Source organism: Bacillus sp. FH (assembly GCF_052216825.1).
GTDB classification, from domain to species: domain Bacteria; phylum Bacillota; class Bacilli; order Bacillales; family Bacillaceae_G; genus Bacillus_A; species Bacillus_A paranthracis.
Genome location: NZ_JBQOUU010000001.1, coordinates 1,154,753 through 1,172,075, shown reverse-complemented (window position 1 = coordinate 1,172,075; position 17,323 = coordinate 1,154,753). Strand labels below are relative to the sequence as shown.

Sequence of the window (17,323 nt, the reverse complement as noted above, 5' to 3'; positions counted from 1 at the left end):
AAAATGAAGAGAAATATGACTAAATTTCATACCAATAAGGGAGCAGGGTATTTTATGATTTTATTCCTCCTGCTCTTTTTGCTGTTATTAGCCCGATTTTTTTACATACAAGCGACAGGAACAGTGCATAATCAGGATTTGGATAAACTCGCTCAGCAAAAACATAGTAAAACAGGAATTCTCGAAGCAAATCGCGGGACGATTTATGATCAAAACGGCCATGTATTAGCACAAGATGCAAACTCTTATAAACTTGTAGCAGAATTAAAAGGTGCGAAGCCGGTTGAGAATAAAGAGGATACTGCAAAGAAAATTGCAGGAGTACTCGGAAAAGATGAAGAGAAGATTTTAGCTACGTTAAACAAAAAGGATAAAAGTCAGGTCGAATTTGGAACGCTAGGTAAAGATTTGACAAAAGAACAGAAGGAACAAATCGAAGCATTGAAATTGCCAGGTATATCTTTTATTACTGAAAATGCAAGAGTGTATCCAAACGGTGATTTTGCATCTTACGTCATAGGACATGCAAAACCAAATGATAAAGGAACCTCAGTAGGTTATTTTGGTTTAGAACAAAGCTTAGATAAATATTTAAGTGCTTCTAACGGAGAAGTAGCTTATACAGGCGATCGTAGAGGCGTATCTCTTGATGGCGGGAAAGTGAATGTAAAGGCACCTAAAAATGGAGAAAATGTATATTTAACGCTTGACCAGCGTATTCAAAGTTATTTAGAAGACGCAATGAAAGAAGCGAGTAAACATTATGAACCAGAAAGCTTAATAGGAATCGTTGCGGATCCAAAAACAGGGAAAATATTAGCGATGTCTACTAAACCTAGTTATGATCCAAATGATCGTCAAATTAAATATTTTTTCAATGACGCAATTGCAAATGCATTTGAACCTGGATCAACAATGAAAATTTTCACGCTAGCAGCAGCTATTAATGAAGGTGTGTATAAGGGACAAGATTATTATCAGTCTGGTACATATCAAGTCGGAAACCGAAAAATAAAAGATCATAACGGCGGCGCTGGATGGGGATCTATCACATTTGATGAAGGGGTAGAGCGTTCTTCCAATGTAGCGTTTGCTATTTTAGGGGATCAAAAACTTGGTCCAGACCGTTTCCGAAAGTATATTCATGCTTTCGGATTAGATGAAAAAACGAATATTGATTTACCTGGTGAAGGTTCAAATACCATTGTATTCGATCAGCAAATACAGCAAGTAACAACAGCTTTTGGACAAGGTTCTACTGTAACACCAATTCAGCTTGTACAGGCTGCAACTGCTATTGCGAACGATGGGAAAATGATGAAACCTTATACAATTGATAAAATTGTAGATCCGATAACAGAGGAAGTAAAATTAGAACATAAACCAGAAGAAGTGGGAAAACCTGTTACAAAAGAGACAGCAGCGCAAGTAAGACAGTTATTAGAACGCGTTGTTACATCGCCGAAAGGAACAGGAACTGCTTATAAAGTCGATGGCTATTCAGTTGGTGGTAAAACAGGAACAGCGCAAATTCCGGATGGAAAAGGAGGCTATATGACGGGAAGAGAGAATTATATATTCTCATTCTTAGGTATGGCACCTATGGACAATCCGCAACTTGTTGTGTATGTAGCTGTTAAAAAGCCGAAATTGAAAGATGATGAGAGCGGCGCACAACCTTTAGCTGATATTTTTAAATATGTAACGAAGAATAGTTTAGAGTATTTAAAGATTAAGCCTAATGAAGTGAAAGATCCGAAGAAATATGTGAAAGAGCAGCAAACTGCTGTTCCAGATGTAACGGGAAAAACGATGGAAGAAGCGAAAAAAGCCATTGATAAAGCAAAACTTCGCCCAATCGTATTAGGTGAAGGGAAAGTACAACATCAAGTACCGAAAGCAACTGAACAAACATTGAAGGGTGACCGAGTCTTCTTAGTGGGAGATAAACCTACAATGCCAAATATACAAGGCTGGGCACTTCGTGATGTTATGAATTTAGCAAAAACATTAAAGCTTAATCTAAAACCTACTGGTACAGGATACGTAACCGAACAAAGTGTACCAGAAGGAACATTGTTGCAACCTGGTACAGAGTTAGGTGTAACACTTGTACCGCCACTTGAACCACAACAAGAAGCAGAAAAGCCGTAATGGTAAAAGAGAAGAAGTTCTAATTAAATAAGTACAAGCATATATTGGAACAAGCTAGGCGTAAGGGAGGCTTGTTCCAATATGCGTGTATCAAATGTAACAGTTAGAAAACGACTTATTTTTATACTCATATCAGGTATACTTATTTTCACTATCATCGATATTCGTCTTGGATATGTGCAATTTTTTCTTGGGAATATGTTAACGGATCGTGCGAAAGATTCATGGAGTCGTAATATTACTTTTGAACCTGAACGTGGAAAAATTTTAGACCGAAATGGTGTGGAACTTGCCACGAATAAAAGTGCTCCAACTGTCTTTGTTGTACCGAGGCAAATTGAAAAACCAGCAGAGACTGCAGAGAAGTTAGCTGCAGTATTAGGTGTGGAAAAAGATGAGATTTATAAGAGGATTACAAAAAAAGAATCAATTGTAAGGTTAGATAAAGGCGGAAGGAAAATATCACATGATAAGGCGAAAGAGGTAAGAGGATTAAGTTTGAAAGGTGTTTATATCGCAGAGGACTCTATCCGGTACTATCCATTTGGCAACTTTTTATCACACGTATTAGGGTTTGCAGGTAGTGATAACCAAGGTCTTATGGGACTAGAAAAATATTATGATAAAGAACTGAATGGTGATGAAGGTCATGTGCGCTTTTTTGCAGATGCAAAAGGGCAAAGGATGCCTAATGTTGGCGATGATTTCAAAAAACCAGAAGCTGGTTTGAATTTAGGCTTAACAATTGATGCACGTATTAATAGAATTATGGAAAGAGAAATGAATATCGCAGAGTCGACATATAATCCAGATGGTATGATTGCGATTGCGATGAATCCGAAAAATGGTGAAATTTTAGGTATGTCGAGTCGGCCGAGTTTTGATCCGGCAGATTTTCAAAGTGTTTCTCCAGAAGTGTACAATAGAAATTTACCAGTATGGAGTACGTATGAACCTGGTTCAACATTTAAAATCATTACGTTAGCCGCAGCTTTGAATGAAAATTTAGTAGACTTAGAGAAAGATACGTTTTATGATGATGGAGCAGCTGAAGTTGGTGGAGCAAGATTGAAATGCTGGAAAGCAGGAGGCCATGGTAGCCAAACGTTTTTAGAAGTAGTTCAAAACTCTTGTAACCCAGGATTTATTGAGCTGGGTGATCGTCTTGGTAAAGATCGATTGTTTAAATACATTCGTAATTTTGGCTTTGGACAAAAAACCGGAATTGACCTGCAAGGTGAAGGTAGTGGGATTTTATTTAATTTAGACAAAGTCGGTCCAGTCGAGCAAGCAACAACTTCATTCGGTCAAGGTGTTTCTGTTACGCCAATTCAACAAGTGGCGGCGGTAGCAGCAGCTGTAAATGGTGGAACATTGTATCAACCGTATATAGCTAAAGAATTTATTGATCCGAAAAACAATCAAGTTGTAAGTAAAAAGACACCTGTGGAAAAAAGAAAAGTTATTTCCAAGGAAACTTCAGAAAAAGTTCGGTATGCATTAGAGAATGTTGTAGCAAAGGGATCTGGTAAAGGTGCTTTTATTGATGGGTATCGTGTAGGCGGAAAAACAGGTACAGCCCAAAAAGTGAAAGATGGTAAATATTTAGAGAATAATTATATCGTATCTTTTATCGGTTTTGCTCCAGCAGATGATCCGGAAATTGTTGTATATGTTGCTGTTGATAATCCGAAAGGTGTAACGCAATTTGGTGGAGTAGTAGCAGCTCCAATTGTTGGGAATATTCTGCGGGATGCACTTCCTGTTATGGGAGTGAAACCGAGAAAAGAACAAGTTGAGAGAGAATATAAATGGGGCGATACACCAACTGTGGAAGTTCCAAATTTAATTGGTATGAAAAAGAAAGACTTACAGACGCAACTCGTTGATTTGAAGCTTGATATAAGCGGAGATGGAGAGAAAGTCATTAAACAGTCCCCAGAAGCAGGAGCTAAAGTGAAAGAAGGCTCAAAAATTAGAATTTACTTCGGGAATTAAAGGTAACCTAGTACGTTTTATGGTACAATTGGTGGAAGTGAGTTCTTTATAGAAGAGTTACTTAATTTGAGACCGCAAGAGTCTCGGTTATAAATAGGTCTATTTATTAGACACAGTAGCACTTACCTCCTATTTTACATAATTAGGAGGTAACGTGTTGCTTATTAATAAAAGAGATAAATACACAATGTAGAGAGGGTTTAGTGAAATGAAGTTGCATACACTTGTATCATGTTTGCATGATTTTCCAGTTGTTCCAAAAGAAAATCCAGAAATCACATCTATAGAAGCTGATTCACGTAAAGTGAAAGAAGGAAGCTTATTTGTATGTATGAAAGGATATACGGTTGATAGCCATGATTTTGCTAAGCAAGCAGCGGCACAAGGAGCGGCTGCTATTGTTGCGGAAAGACCAATTGATGTTGACGTTCCAGTTGTACTTGTGAAAAATACTTTTCGTTCGTTAGCGGTTTTAGCTGATTATTTTTATGGTCAACCAACACACAAGTTACATTTAATCGGTATTACAGGTACAAATGGAAAGACAACAACATCGCATATTATGGATGAGATTATGCGCGCACATGGTCATAAAACCGGGCTAATTGGAACGATTAATATGAAAATCGGTGATGAAACATTTGAGGTGAAAAATACAACACCAGATGCACTAACACTTCAACAGACGTTTGCAAAAATGGTTGAACACGGTGTGGATAGCACAGTAATGGAAGTTTCATCACATGCTTTAGATCTTGGCCGTGTACACGGATGTGATTACGATGTCGCAGTGTTTACAAATTTAACACAAGATCATTTAGACTATCATAAAACGATGGAAGAATATAAACATGCAAAAGGGTTGCTATTTGCGCAACTTGGCAATAGTTATAATCATAATCGTGAAAAATACGCGGTATTGAATAACGATGATGCTGTAACAGCGGAATATATGAGAAGTACTGCAGCAACTGTTGTAACGTATGGAATTGATACAACAAGTGATGTTATGGCAAAAGATATCGTTATGACAAGTGGTGGAACTACATTTACGCTTGTAACACCGTATGAGAGTGTAAATGTTACGATGAAATTAATTGGGAAATTTAATGTATATAACGTACTAGCTGCGACAGCGGCAGGACTTGTTTCTGGTGTAAGTTTAGAAACAATCATTGATGTAATAAAGGAACTAGCTGGAGTTCCAGGACGTTTTGAAGTAGTTGATGGTGGACAAAATTATACAGTTATTGTTGATTATGCACATACACCAGATAGCTTAGAAAATGTATTAAAAACAGCAAAACAGTTTGCAAAAGGTGACGTATATTGCATCGTCGGTTGTGGCGGTGATAGAGATAGAACGAAGAGACCAATCATGGCAAGTGTTGCAACACGATATGCAACTCACGCCATTTACACTTCAGATAATCCAAGAAGTGAAGAGCCAGGAGCTATTTTAGATGATATGGTACATGGTGCAAATGGAAATAATTATGAAGTAATTATTGATAGAAAAGAAGCGATATACCATGCAATTGCTAACGCAAAAGCTGAAGATATTATCATTATTGCTGGTAAGGGTCATGAAACATATCAAATTATTGGTAAAGATGTTCATCATTTTGATGATCGTGAAATCGCTAAAGAAGCAATTACAGAGCGTTTAAACAACGAAGAGTAACAACGTGAGAGGAGGACTACATGTGCTTGAGCAAGGTTTATTAGTAACGGCTGGGGTAGCATTCTTAATTTCTGTTGCCCTTTCGCCATTGTTTATTCCATTTTTAAGAAAATTAAAGTTCGGACAGAGTATTCGTGATGAGGGACCAAAATCACATCAAAAAAAATCAGGGACACCGACAATGGGTGGTATCGTCATATACGTATCTATGATGGTAACTTCACTTATTATGGCGATTAAGTTTAATTATTTAGGTGCAGAGGTATCGTTATTACTATTAGTGACATTTGGTTACGGATTGATTGGATTTTTAGATGACTACATAAAGGTAGTTAAGAAGAGAAATCTTGGTTTAACATCAAAACAAAAATTAGTAGGTCAGCTTGTTATTGCTATTGCGTTCTTTTTAATTGGAAAAGGGCAAGCGTTCCACACATACATCATGATTCCGGGAACGGATGTTAAGTTTGAATTAGGTTGGGCGTATTTTGTACTTGTACTATTTATGCTTATTGGTGGATCAAATGCAGTTAACTTAACTGACGGTTTAGATGGTTTATTATCAGGAACTGCTGCTATTGCATTTGGAGCATTTAGTATTATTGCTGTGGCACAAGAGCAATTTGGAGTAGCGATATTCTGTATGGCAGTTGTAGGAGCTGTACTTGGATTTTTAGTATTCAATGCGAATCCAGCAAAAGTGTTTATGGGAGATACAGGTTCATTAGCTTTAGGTGGAGCCATTGCAGCTGTAGCAATTTTATTAAAACAAGAATTGCTACTTGTAATCATTGGCGGAGTATTCGTAATGGAAACTTTATCGGTTATTATTCAGGTCATTTCATTTAAAACAACAGGAAAACGTGTCTTTAAAATGAGTCCACTACACCATCATTATGAATTATGTGGTTGGTCAGAGTGGCGTGTCGTTGTGACGTTTTGGTCTGTAGGATTTTTATTAGCTGTGTTAGGAATTTATATCGGGGTGTGGATGTAATTGAAAACTGTAACTGAATTTCAAAATAAAAATATTCTTGTATTAGGCATTGCAAAAAGTGGTTATGCAGCAGCTACATTGTTACAAAAGTTAGGGGCAAATGTTATTGTAAATGACGGAAAGCCTTTAGCAGAGAATGTACTTGCTGCAGAATTACAAGCAAAAGGAATGGACGTTGTATGCGGTGGTCATCCTTTAGAATTATTAGAGAGAAATATTTCTCTTGTAGTAAAAAATCCAGGAATCCCGTATTCTAATCCAATATTAGTTGCTGCGAAAGAAAAGCAAATTCCAATTGTTACGGAAGTTGAATTAGCATATCGTATTTCAGAAGCACCATTTGTTGGGATTACGGGGTCTAACGGTAAAACGACGACGACAATGCTTACATTTGAAATGCTAAAAGAAGGACAAAAGCATCCCGTAATTGCAGGGAACATTGGAACTGTAGCGTGTGAAGTTGCACAGGATGCGAAAGAAAATGAAGTTGTAGTTACAGAACTTTCATCGTTCCAATTGATGGGAGTAGAATTGTTCCAACCTAAAATTGCTGCGTTTTTAAATTTATTTGAGGCCCACTTAGATTATCATGGGACGAAGAAAGAATATGGTTTAGCAAAAGCGAATATTTTTAAAAACCAAACAGAAAATGATTATAGTGTAATAAATGCAGATGATGCAGATGTGATGGCTTTATCTGCTTATAGTAAAGGTCAAAAAGTACTGTTCTCAACAACGAAAGAAATTGAAGATGGTGCGTGTATAAAAGATAATGCTCTTTATTTTAAAGGTGAAAAAGTTGTTGAAGTAGGCGATATCGTTTTACCTGGTCAACATAATTTAGAAAATATTTTAGCAGCGATGAGTATCTCAAAATTATTGGGTGTTTCTAATGAAGCGATTACGGCAGTTTTAAAACGTTTTACAGGTGTAAAACATCGTTTAGAATACGTAACAACTATAAACAACCGTAAGTTTTATAATGACTCAAAAGCAACGAATATGTTAGCGACAGAGAAAGCTTTATCTGCGTTTACACAACCGACTGTGTTATTAGCAGGTGGGCTAGATCGTGGAAATGAATTCGATGATTTAATTCCGTATTTCAAAAATGTTAAAGCGATTGTAACATTTGGACAAACAGCTCCAAAATTAGTAAGAGCTGCAGAAAAAGCGGGATTAGATACAATTGAAAGTGTCGATACTTTAGATGAAGCTGTAGTGAAAGCTTATGCTCATTCTACAGATGGCGATGTAATTCTTCTTTCTCCAGCATGTGCAAGCTGGGATCAATTTAAAACATTTGAAGAAAGAGGAGACATTTTTATACAAGCTGTGCATAAACTTATATAAAGTAAATCAAAACATCAGTAGGCTAACACCTACTGATGTTTTGTTACATAGGGCAAAAGTTTCTGCCTAAAGAGGTGGTGTTTATGGGTAATGAAGAAAACGCCTGATTTTATTCTCATCATCGTTACACTTGCGTTGTTAACAATCGGAATGATTATGGTTTATAGTGCGAGTGCGGTTTGGGCCTCTTATAAAATGGGGGACTCATTCTTTTTTGCAAAAAGGCAATTGCTATTCGCAGGTCTTGGTGTAGTGGCTATGTTTTTTATTATGAAAATTGATTATTGGGTGTGGCGTACGTATTCAAAAGTAATTTTGCTAGTTTGCTTCATTCTTCTTATTCTCGTTCTTATTCCTGGAGTAGGTCTTGTTCGAGGAGGAGCGCGAAGTTGGATTGGAATCGGGGCATTTTCCATTCAACCGTCCGAATTTATGAAGTTTGCGATGATTATTTTCTTAGCGAAATTTTTAGCGGAACGACAAAAATTAATTACCTCTTTTAAACGTGGTTTACTACCAGCTTTAGGTTTTGTATTTCTTGCTTTCGGAATGATTATGTTACAGCCCGACCTTGGTACAGGGACGGTAATGGTTGGGACATGTATCATTATGATATTTATCTCAGGAGCAAGAGTCTTTCACTTTGCAATGTTTGGTTTGCTTGGTGTAGCAGGATTTGTAGGGCTAATTGCATCAGCACCGTATCGGATGAAACGTATTACATCATATTTAGACCCGTGGTCAGATCCGCTTGGAAGTGGATTTCAAATTATTCAATCGTTACTCGCAATTGGACCAGGTGGATTATTCGGGCTTGGACTTGGACAAAGTAGACAAAAGTTTCTTTATTTACCTGAACCGCAAACAGACTTTATATTTGCAATCTTATCCGAGGAATTAGGTTTTATTGGTGGTTCATTTGTGTTATTATTATTTAGTCTATTATTATGGCGTGGGATTCGTATAGCTTTAGGAGCGCCAGATTTATATGGTACGTTTTTAGCAGTAGGTATTGTGGCGATGATTGCGATTCAAGTAATGATTAATGTTGGTGTTGTAACAGGATTGATGCCTGTTACGGGTATTACTTTGCCGTTTTTAAGTTATGGTGGATCAAGTTTGACATTAATGTTAATGGCAGTAGGTGTATTATTAAATATAAGTCGCCATTCTCGCTACTAAACCCTGTTTTATAAGACAGGGTTTTTCGTATGTGTACGAAGAAACAATATGTATATAGAAATAAATACGACTGTAATAAGAAAAAGAGAAGCGGAGGAGTTAGTAGTGCGTGTATTAGTAAGTGGTGGGGGCACTGGAGGTCATATTTATCCGGCTCTTGCTTTAATAAGAGAAATAAAAAAATTAAATCCGGAAGCAAGGTTTTTATATATTGGTACGGAGAATGGATTAGAGAGCACAATCGTGCCCAAAGCAGGTATACCGTTTCAATCTATTGTTATAAGTGGATTTAAGCGTAAAATATCGTTAGATAACGTGAAAACGGTGATGCGTTTTCTAAAAGGTGTACAAGATAGTAAACGATATATTCGTCGTTTTAATCCAGATATTGTAATTGGAACAGGTGGATATGTATGTGGACCTGTTGTATATGCTGCGGCAAAATTAGGTATTCCAACTATTGTACATGAACAAAATAGTGTACCTGGTGTAACGAATAAATTTTTAAGCCGCTATGTTGATAAAGTTGCAGTTTGTTTTGAAGCGGCTGCAGAACATTTTCCGCAGTCAAAAGTGGTCATGACAGGAAACCCACGAGCGTCAGAAGTAATGGATCAAAATGGAATGAAAGGAAAACGTTCAGTAGGTTTATCTCTTCCTAAAAAATCCGTGCTTATTTTTGGTGGCAGCCGTGGGGCTAGACCAATTAACGATGCTTTCGTAGAGGCAATTGAACAGTTTGGAAATAAAAGTTACGAAATATTGTATGTAACAGGTGAAGTTCATTACGACAAAGTGATGGACGCAGTGAAGCAAAAAGGGAACCCGAATAATGTTATTATTAAACCTTTCATTCATAATATGCCAGAAGTACTTACAGGTGTAGACCTTGTTGTCTCAAGAGCTGGAGCAACAACACTTGCAGAATTAACAGCGTTAGGTAAGCCAAGTGTGTTAATTCCGAGTCCTTATGTAACAAATAACCATCAGGAAAAAAATGCACGTTCTGTTGTCGATAAAGGAGCAGCAAAAATGTTGCTTGAAAAAGATTTAACAGCTGAAACACTTATTCGTGATATTGACGAGATTTTATTAGATGCACAAACATTACAAAATATGAAGCTTGCTGCTGGGCAATTAGGTATTCCAGATGCAGCAAATAAGTTGTATGAAGTAATGAATAAGCTTGTAAAAAAATAACGTTAGGTGAACGCCCTGCATACTACTGTAATAAGGATGCTTAGTATGGGGGAGATTGTTTATGGAGCAATTAGTAAATGAGCTTATAGAAGCAAATGTTGGTCGTGTGTTAGTGGATGAACCGTTAGCACGTTATACAACTATGAAAATAGGTGGACCAGCTGATATTTTAATTGTGCCAAAGCATGTTGCCGGTATTGAAAAAACGTTGCAGTTAGTAAAGAAATATAAAACAAAGTGGACTGTAATTGGTCGCGGTTCGAACCTTCTTGTATCTGATCTAGGTATAGAAGGTGTCGTTATTCGTTTAGGAGAAGGATTAGACCACTTAGAAGTCGAAAAACATAGAGTAAGAGTTGGTGGTGGGTATCCCCTAATTAAATTATCAACTTTACTTAGTCGGCAAGGGTTAGCCGGTCTGGAGTTCGCAAGTGGTATTCCAGGAAGTGTTGGCGGTGCAGTGTATATGAATGCAGGAGCACATAATTCGGATATATCAAACATATTATCAAAAGCTCTTATTTTGTTTGAAGACGGAACAATTGACTGGTTAACGCATGGAGAAATGGAGTTTTCCTATCGTACATCTGTATTGCAAACGAAACGTCCTGGTATTGTTTTGGAGGCTGAGTTTCAATTACAAATAGGTGAGCGTGAGAGAATTGTAAGTGTTATGCAAAAGAATAAAGATTACCGTCGTGAAACACAGCCATGGAATCATCCGTGCGCAGGAAGTGTGTTTCGGAATCCAACTCCATACTTTGCAGGAGATTTAATAGAAAAGGCGGGGCTTCGTGGTTATCAAATAGGTGGAGCTCAAATTTCTGAAATGCATGGGAATTTTATTATTAATACTGGGGGAGCCAGCGCGCAAGATGTCTTATCTTTAATTGCATTAATAAAACAAACAATTAAGGATGGATTTGGCGTAGAAATGCATACAGAAGTAGAAATCATTGGAAGATAACGGTTATTCGTTCCGCTCATTATCATTTATGTTATAATAAGAAGATAAGAACGGCATGAGGAACATGCCGTTCTTTATGTTACGTAGGGGGATCGTACATGAAAAATAGTAAAGTAATTAAACTACAGGATCGTGTACCAAAGTTAAAAAATCAACAGAAAAAAAAGAAGAAAAATGTTAATCATCGGTTGATTTTATACATATCAATTTTATTTCTATTAGTTCTCTTTTTAATTTATTTTCGGTCTCCACTTAGCAATATAAAAAAGATAAGCGTGTTTGGAAATCATTATATGACAGATGAACAAGTGATGAAGGAATCAGGTGTGACATATGATACAAGTTATTTCCGAGTGACAGCACATAAAGCAGAAGAAAACTTAACGAAACGAAAAGAAATTAAAGCAGTAAATGTAAAGAAACGTTTTCCAAATAAAATTGACGTTCATATTGAAGAATATTTAACGATTGGTTATATAAACAAAGATGGGAAATTACAACCGTTATTAGAGAACGGGAAAACACTTGATGTACTCCCGAACGGAAAACTTCCTGTTGCAGCGCCAATTTTTGAACCTTTTAAAGAGGAAAAAATGAAGGAGTTAATTGCTGAGCTTGAAAAATTAACCCCAACTATTTTAAGGTCTATTTCTGAAATTCGTTATTCACCGACGAATGCGAATGAAGACCACCTTACTTTATATATGAATGAAGGGTATGAAGTGAGCACTACGATTCAAAATTTCGCAAAACGTATGGAAGCTTATCCACTTATCTTAAAAACAATTGAGCCAGGTAAAAAGGTATTAATTGATTTAGAAGTAGGGGCGTATACGAAAGAATTAGGAGCAGAAGAAAAAAAAGAATAGAATGATAGTTTTCACTACGTTATTGTAGAAAAAAACGAAACGAATGTTCTGCTTGGTGCATAGGAGTTTACAAGAATGGTTCATTTGATGAAAAAGATGTAAAAATTCTTAGATTCATACTAGGATTGGTACAAGTTTCACTTTTCTATGAGTACATCTTAGTGTAGACTTATACTTGGCGGTAATCTTTACACTTGAAATGGAATTATTTCAAGATAAGCAGTTATTCACAGTTTACTGCGATATTCTTAAATGAATGTTAAATAAAAATAAGAAAAATATAGGGTTAAAAAAGGGAAACGTATAAAGACGTTGAATATTTTTCTTATAAATAGTAAAGTTGCGATTGTTGTTCCATATATTGAGTTGTATGGTATAAATAAAGAAGGAGGTGCCAAAGAATGAACAGCAATGAAATATATGTTAGTCTTGACATCGGTACATCCAATGTTAAAGTCATCATTGGTGAAATGGTTAATGACAGCTTAAACATTATTGGTGTTGGAAATGTAAAATCAAATGGTTTAAAGAAGGGATCGATAGTTGATATAGACGAGACTGTTCGATCAATTAAAAAAGCAATTGAACAAGCTGAGCGCATGGTGGGAATCCACATTGAGCAAGTTGTAGTAGGTGTCAATGCAAACCAGGTACAACTACTTCCTTGTCACGGAGTAGTCGCTGTTTCAAATGAAGATCGTGAAATCGGGAATGAAGATGTCTTACGCGTTCTAGATGCAGCACAAGTTGTGTCAATTGCTCCAGAACGTGAGTTTATTGATGTGGTACCTCGACAGTTCATTGTAGACGGTCTTGACGAGATTAACGATCCACGCGGGATGATCGGTGTAAGATTAGAAATGGAAGGTACACTTATTACAGGCTCGAGAACTTTACTACATAACCTACTTCGTTGTGTAGAAAAAGCAGGTCTTGAAATTGTTGATATTTGTCTTCAACCTTTAGCGGCTGCAACAGTTGCTATATCTTCGGATGAAAAAAATAGAGGAGTAGCCCTTGTTGATATGGGCGGAGGATCTACAACTTTATCTATTTTTAAAGATGGAGAGTTACAAGCGACGAGCGTATTACCATTAGGTGGAGACCATATAACGAAGGATATTGCAATTGGGTTGAAAACTTCAACAGAAAATGCAGATCAAATTAAGTTGAAATATGGACATGCTTTTTATGATACAGCATCTGAAGAAGAGATGTTTACGGTTCCTATTATGGGAAGCGATCAAACAGAACAATATTCTCAGTTGGAATTATCGGATATAATAGAGGCTCGTGTAGAGGAAATTTTAATGTTTGTTCAAGATGAAGTGCGTAAGTTAGGAGTAAAGCAAGTAGCTTCTGGTTATGTACTAACTGGTGGAATTGCTTCTATGCCAGGTGTCCTTGATCTTGCATATGATATTTTACATGAAAATGTTCGTATAGCAACTCCTGATTATATTGGTGTGCGTGAGCCACAATATACAAGTGGAGTAGGATTAATTAAACATTCTTATCAAAAAGCTAAATTACGTGGGAAAAATGTACAGGAAAAGCAAGAGCATTTTGAACCAGTACCAGCACAAGCTCCAGCGCCGGTACAACAGCAACCTGCGAAACAAAAAACTCGTAATCAAAACAATAATAATCAAAATGATGACCGTATGATGTCAAAAGTAAAACGTGTATTCCGTTATTTATGGGATTAAAATTGGACACGAAAAATGAGGTTCTAGGGGGATTTCGACATGTTAGAGTTTGATACTACTCAAGATCAATTAGCGAATATAAAAGTTATCGGTGTCGGCGGTGGCGGAAACAATGCTGTAAACCGTATGATTGAACACGGTGTACAAGGTGTAGACTTTATCGCTGTGAATACTGATGCACAAGCATTAAATCTATCAAAAGCTGAAACAAAAATGCAAATTGGTGGAAAATTAACACGTGGACTTGGTGCAGGTGCAAACCCTGAAGTAGGGAAAAAAGCTGCAGAAGAAAGTAAAGAACAGATCCAAGAAGCACTTCGTGGTGCTGATATGGTATTCGTAACTGCTGGTATGGGCGGCGGAACTGGAACTGGTGCAGCGCCAGTTGTTGCTCAAGTGGCAAAAGAATTAGGTGCATTAACAGTTGGTGTTGTAACACGTCCATTTACATTTGAAGGACGTAAGCGTGCAACACAAGCGGCATCTGGTATTGCAGCATTTAAAGAAAATGTAGATACACTTATTGTAATTCCAAACGATCGCTTATTAGAGATTGTTGATAAAAACACGCCAATGTTAGAGGCATTCCGTGAAGCGGATAACGTATTACGTCAAGGTGTTCAAGGTATTTCTGATTTAATTGCAACACCAGGTTTAATTAACTTAGACTTCGCAGACGTAAAAACAATTATGTCTAATAGAGGTTCTGCTTTAATGGGTATTGGTTCTGGTAATGGAGAAAATCGTGCTGCTGAAGCTGCGAAAAAAGCGATTTCTAGTCCATTATTAGAAACATCTATTGATGGAGCTCAAGGTGTTATCATGAATATTACTGGTGGAGCTAACTTAAGCTTATATGAAGTACAAGAAGCGGCAGATATTGTAGCTTCAGCTTCAGATCCAGAAGTAAATATGATCTTCGGTTCGGTTATTAATGAAGGATTAAAAGATGATATCGTTGTAACTGTAATTGCAACTGGTTTTGATGATACAATTGCAACTCAACCACCAAAACCAATTATCCGTCCGAATGTGAATCACACGCAACAACAGCAACAGCCAGTAGCTCAACCACCAAAACAACGTGAAGTAAAACGTGAAATGAAGCGTGAAGAGCCAGTTGTACATGAGCGTCATTCAGATTCAGATGATATCGATATTCCAGCATTTTTACGTAATCGTCGTAGACGATAAAAGAAAAGGAGCATTTATGCTCCTTTTTTGTTTTATACGGGGAAAAGATCTGCCTAAGCAGGTCTTTTTTTATTTTATATATTTTAATCTATTTCGCTATTTGCCGGATAACATGATTGGTGCGTGGTGATTAAAGTTTCACTTTATATGTAAGTAAAAAGTATATAGCATTCTATGAAACATATACTTTTATTTTTTACCGACAGATTATGTCTAGAAAGCACAAAATAACAAAAAAACACCTCCGCAAATTGACACACTTTCCTATTGGATATGCATTATACTAGTCTCAACTTAAAAAAAGAGGTGAATTGTTTGGTTGTTTACGCCGACGTTGTTTGGTTGTTAAACGCCTGCATTGATTTTCTTTTACTTTTATTAACGGCTACCGTGTTAAAAAAGAAGATCAAAAGATGGAGGCTTGTGTTAGGGGCATTGATAGGTTCAACCATTGTTATTTTTGCCTTTACTCCTTTTGCTTCTATGATGACACATCCGATTATGAAACTACTGTACTCGTTACTTATTGTGTATACAGCATTTGGGTTTACAACATTTAGAAATTATGCACAAACTGTTTTTACTTTTTACTTTGTAACCTTTATGGTTGGCGGAGGATTAATGGGCACTCATTTCTTTTTGCAAACGAATGAAATGGTAAATGGGTTGGTTCAATCTCAATCAATTTCTTATGGTGACCCAATTAGTTGGTTGTTCGTTATTTTTGGTTTTCCAGTCATTTATTATTTTTCTAAAAAGCGTATTGAAAGCGTAGAGGTTACAAAAATACACTATGATCAAATTGTGAAATTGAAAATTCAATTAGCTGAAGAGGAACTAGAACTCGCAGGTTTAATTGATAGTGGGAATCAACTTTACGACCCGTTAACGAAAACACCTGTTATGATTATGCATATTTCATCGTTAGAACATTGTTTACCAGCTTGGTTAACAGAACAAATTTATTCCAAAACACAGATTCCTCAAATACCAGAAAATGATTCTGGGTGGGCGACAAAATTACGCTTAATTCCTTTCCGAGCAGTAGGAGTAGAGAATCAATTTTTATGGGCAATTAAGCCAGAAAGTGTACAAATTTATCATGAAGGTAGTTCTATTGTCGTCAATAAAGTATTGATTGGATTAAATACACAACAGTTGTCAACCAATGGAGAGTATCAATGTATTGTGCATCCGAAAATGTTAATTTCGCAAAAAATGGTAATTGCTTAATAATGGGAGGCGGGATAATATGATGAAATTAAAATTTTATTTAGTATACCTTTGGTATAAAGTATTGTTGAAATTAGGAATTAAGACCGATGAAATTTATTACATTGGTGGAAGTGAAGCGTTACCACCACCGTTAACGAAAGAAGAAGAGGAAGTTCTTTTGAATAAATTGCCAAAAGGAGATCAGGCAGCAAGGTCGTTACTGATTGAACGCAATTTACGGCTAGTTGTATATATAGCAAGAAAGTTTGAAAATACAGGGATAAATATTGAAGATTTAATTAGCATTGGAACAATTGGGCTTATTAAAGCGGTAAATACATTTAATCCAGAAAAGAAAATAAAATTAGCAACATATGCATCACGTTGTATAGAAAATGAAATTTTAATGCATTTGCGCCGGAATAATAAAAATCGTTCAGAAGTTTCTTTTGATGAACCGCTTAACATCGATTGGGACGGGAATGAACTTTTATTATCAGATGTATTAGGGACAGACGATGATATTATTACAAAAGATTTAGAAGCTACGGTTGATCGTCATCTTCTAATGAAAGCATTACATCAATTAAATGATCGTGAAAAACAAATTATGGAACTTCGGTTTGGGCTTGCTGGAGGAGAGGAAAAGACGCAAAAAGATGTAGCGGATATGCTTGGGATTTCACAGTCATACATTTCGCGTTTAGAAAAAAGAATCATAAAAAGATTACGAAAAGAATTTAATAAAATGGTGTAAAGAATAAGACCAGCCGTTATGTAGGCTGGTCTTATTCTCTTTCG

Annotated in this window: 13 protein-coding genes; all 13 read left to right on the top strand. The window is 36.5% G+C overall.

Features of this window, described 5'->3' with window-relative positions; translation table 11 throughout:
• Positions 1-3 precede the first annotated feature (3 nt).
• The 13 genes from ACTT1L_RS06095 (at position 4) to sigE (ending at position 17,279) form a co-directional block, all read left to right on the top strand.
• Entirely contained in the window at positions 4-2,154 is a 2,151-nt protein-coding gene (locus tag ACTT1L_RS06095; RefSeq protein WP_084638309.1) for a penicillin-binding protein, read from the top strand.
• An 81-nt stretch (positions 2,155-2,235) separates the two neighbouring features.
• Positions 2,236-4,152, top strand: coding sequence for a stage V sporulation protein D (locus tag ACTT1L_RS06090; RefSeq protein WP_001266227.1), 1,917 nt, complete (start codon positions 2,236-2,238; stop codon positions 4,150-4,152).
• Between the two features lie 208 nt (positions 4,153-4,360).
• On the top strand, positions 4,361-5,836 hold the full coding sequence (murE, locus tag ACTT1L_RS06085; protein WP_000766300.1) for a UDP-N-acetylmuramoyl-L-alanyl-D-glutamate--2,6-diaminopimelate ligase: 1,476 nt from the start codon (positions 4,361-4,363) through the stop codon (positions 5,834-5,836).
• A 22-nt stretch (positions 5,837-5,858) separates the two neighbouring features.
• On the top strand, positions 5,859-6,833 hold the full coding sequence (gene mraY, locus ACTT1L_RS06080) for a phospho-N-acetylmuramoyl-pentapeptide-transferase (RefSeq protein ID WP_063675631.1): 975 nt from the start codon (positions 5,859-5,861) through the stop codon (positions 6,831-6,833).
• A complete protein-coding gene (murD, locus tag ACTT1L_RS06075) occupies positions 6,834-8,186 on the top strand; it encodes a UDP-N-acetylmuramoyl-L-alanine--D-glutamate ligase (protein WP_000860124.1) in 1,353 nt (450 codons plus the stop codon). It abuts the gene before it with no gap.
• 90 nt (positions 8,187-8,276) lie between these two features.
• Entirely contained in the window at positions 8,277-9,368 is a 1,092-nt protein-coding gene (spoVE, locus tag ACTT1L_RS06070; protein WP_000753510.1) for a stage V sporulation protein E, read from the top strand.
• 105 nt (positions 9,369-9,473) lie between these two features.
• Positions 9,474-10,568 carry an undecaprenyldiphospho-muramoylpentapeptide beta-N-acetylglucosaminyltransferase gene (murG, locus tag ACTT1L_RS06065; protein ID WP_001265415.1) on the top strand — a complete coding sequence of 365 codons (1,095 nt, stop codon included), beginning with the start codon at positions 9,474-9,476 and terminating at the stop codon, positions 10,566-10,568.
• 61 nt (positions 10,569-10,629) lie between these two features.
• A complete protein-coding gene (gene murB / locus ACTT1L_RS06060) occupies positions 10,630-11,535 on the top strand; it encodes a UDP-N-acetylmuramate dehydrogenase (RefSeq protein WP_000437042.1) in 906 nt (301 codons plus the stop codon).
• Between the two features lie 98 nt (positions 11,536-11,633).
• Positions 11,634-12,404 (top strand): cell division protein DivIB, encoded by a 771-nt coding sequence (divIB, locus tag ACTT1L_RS06055; RefSeq protein ID WP_000798222.1) that lies wholly within the window; start codon positions 11,634-11,636, stop codon positions 12,402-12,404.
• Between the two features lie 401 nt (positions 12,405-12,805).
• Positions 12,806-14,113, top strand: a complete 1,308-nt coding sequence (gene ftsA / locus ACTT1L_RS06050) for a cell division protein FtsA (protein ID WP_001087555.1) — start codon at positions 12,806-12,808, stop codon at positions 14,111-14,113.
• Positions 14,114-14,152: 39 nt separating this feature from the next.
• A complete protein-coding gene (gene ftsZ / locus ACTT1L_RS06045; protein WP_000888991.1) occupies positions 14,153-15,307 on the top strand; it encodes a cell division protein FtsZ in 1,155 nt (384 codons plus the stop codon).
• 315 nt (positions 15,308-15,622) lie between these two features.
• Positions 15,623-16,540 carry a sigma-E processing peptidase SpoIIGA gene (gene spoIIGA, locus ACTT1L_RS06040; protein ID WP_000261994.1) on the top strand — a complete coding sequence of 306 codons (918 nt, stop codon included), beginning with the start codon at positions 15,623-15,625 and terminating at the stop codon, positions 16,538-16,540.
• 19 nt (positions 16,541-16,559) lie between these two features.
• On the top strand, positions 16,560-17,279 hold the full coding sequence (gene sigE, locus ACTT1L_RS06035) for an RNA polymerase sporulation sigma factor SigE (RefSeq protein WP_000976948.1): 720 nt from the start codon (positions 16,560-16,562) through the stop codon (positions 17,277-17,279).
• The last annotated feature ends 44 nt before the right edge of the window (positions 17,280-17,323 follow it).

Excerpts from the sequence above, each read along its gene's own strand:
- ACTT1L_RS06095 (WP_084638309.1), top strand. The coding sequence starts at position 4 with ATGAAGAGAAATATGACTAAATTTCATACCAATAAGGGAGCAGGGTAT.
- divIB (WP_000798222.1), top strand. The coding sequence starts at position 11,634 with ATGAAAAATAGTAAAGTAATTAAACTACAGGATCGTGTACCAAAGTTA.
- ftsZ (WP_000888991.1), top strand. The coding sequence starts at position 14,153 with ATGTTAGAGTTTGATACTACTCAAGATCAATTAGCGAATATAAAAGTT.
- murB (WP_000437042.1), top strand. The coding sequence starts at position 10,630 with ATGGAGCAATTAGTAAATGAGCTTATAGAAGCAAATGTTGGTCGTGTG.
- murE (WP_000766300.1), top strand. The coding sequence starts at position 4,361 with ATGAAGTTGCATACACTTGTATCATGTTTGCATGATTTTCCAGTTGTT.
- spoVE (WP_000753510.1), top strand. The coding sequence starts at position 8,277 with ATGAAGAAAACGCCTGATTTTATTCTCATCATCGTTACACTTGCGTTG.
- ACTT1L_RS06090 (WP_001266227.1), top strand. The coding sequence starts at position 2,236 with ATGCGTGTATCAAATGTAACAGTTAGAAAACGACTTATTTTTATACTC.
- sigE (WP_000976948.1), top strand. The coding sequence starts at position 16,560 with ATGATGAAATTAAAATTTTATTTAGTATACCTTTGGTATAAAGTATTG.
- ftsA (WP_001087555.1), top strand. The coding sequence starts at position 12,806 with ATGAACAGCAATGAAATATATGTTAGTCTTGACATCGGTACATCCAAT.